Below are 1,434 nucleotides of genomic sequence, written 5' to 3'. Positions count from 1 at the left end.
TGGCCTCCATGGTCATCGTTGCTTCGCAACGTCGATCATGGACACCCTCGCTTCTATTCGCTGCCCCGTACCCCTTGGAATAGATCGTCTAGGCCATGTCCCGTCCCACCCAGCCCACTCGTCCCCGGCGGCAGGTTCGGGGAAGGTGCTGCCTCCACCGCTCGGGAGGCAGCCTCTTCCCGAAGTCGAGCGGTACCGGCTCCGCCGCGTCCCGGGGACGGTCGGTTGGTCAGGCTGGTACGGAGGTGCGGGGGCGGCGTCGGCGGGCGGGTGTCGGGGTGTCCGGCACCGGGGCCAGCTCGTCGGCGGGGGACGCCTCGGCCGGCTCCTCGGTGAGGTCGTCGTTCTCGTCGTCCTTCTCCTCGTCGGGCGCGGTCAGGTCGGCGAAGGGATCGGTGAGGTCGGCCAGGTCGGGGCGGTGACCGTCGGCCAGCGCCTGCCCGGCCCCGCCGGCCACCGGCGGCACGCCGAAGTCCGGCCCGTCGAAGTCGTCGTCGAACGGGCGGTCGTCCGGCCCGGCCGGCGTCTGCTCCGCCGGCACCGGCTCGGTGGGCTCGCCGTGCACCCGGGCCTCGGCGTCGGCGTCCTCCACCGCGCTGGTGGTCAGGCCGGCGCGGTTGCGCTGGAAGCGGGCCCGGCCCCGGGACAGGTCGTGCCCGACCGCGACCGCCTCCAGCTCGTACAGCGTGCGGTGGTTGCCGGCGTCGTCGGTCCAGTCGCGGGTGTAGAGCCGGCCGGCCACCACCACCGGGTCGCCCACCATCACCGAGGAGGCCACCCCCTCGGCCAGCTTGCGCCAGCAGTTGACCCGCACCCGCAGGCTGTTGCCGTCGACCCAGCGGCCGCTGTCCCGGTCGAGGCGGCGGGCCGTCGAGGCGACCTTGAAGTTGGCCACCAGGGTGTTGCTCTGCGTGGTACGCCGCCACTCCGGCGCGGTCAGCACGTTGCCGACGATCGTGACATAGGTATCGAACATCGCCCCTCCAGGGAAGATCGAGTTTGCCGTGACGAGTCGACTCGTGCCGAGCCTGGGCCGGCCGAGCGGCGAGCACCAGCAGCGGGCCCGTTCCTGTGGACGGCGGAGCGGCCTGTGGACAACGCCCTGATCAAGGCACCGCTTGCTATGGCTCAGATCGCTGCGGGCCGAGCGCGGACACCGGTTCCGGACCGGCCGCGACTGGGTATGGACTTGATCAACCGGCCACCACGGTGACGTCAACCACCACGGCGGCCGGCCGGACGACCACCCCGGTCCACGTCCCGAGGAGAGAGGCAGCAGAGATGACTTTCCGCCCGTCCCGAATGACCGGCTTGCCGCGCACCGACGGCGAGGTCCCGCGATGAGACACCCTTTGTCAACCACCGGTTCATGCAGCGAGCTTGGTCGGCTGATTGACCCGGCCGAGGGCGCGGTTGCGGTTGGCGACGTGGACG

General features: G+C 71.7%; 1 protein-coding gene. It reads right to left on the bottom strand.

Annotation, left to right across the window (positions count from 1 at the left end):
* Nucleotides 1-229 precede the first annotated feature (229 nt).
* Entirely contained in the window at nt 230-976 is a 747-nt protein-coding gene (gene ssb, locus AB0H57_RS32825) for a single-stranded DNA-binding protein (protein ID WP_357512633.1), read from the bottom strand.
* Nucleotides 977-1,434: the final 458 nt, after the last annotated feature.

It is taken from the genome of Micromonospora sp. NPDC050686, from assembly GCF_040654475.1.
Classification (GTDB): domain Bacteria; phylum Actinomycetota; class Actinomycetes; order Mycobacteriales; family Micromonosporaceae; genus Micromonospora.
The sequence above is the reverse complement of the archived record's forward strand: the minus strand, read 5'-3'. Positions and strand labels throughout refer to the sequence as shown.

What these genes read in the sequence shown, in the direction of transcription:
- ssb (WP_357512633.1), bottom strand. Translation starts at nt 976, where the DNA reads ATGTTCGATACCTATGTCACGATCGTCGGCAACGTGCTGACCGCGCCG.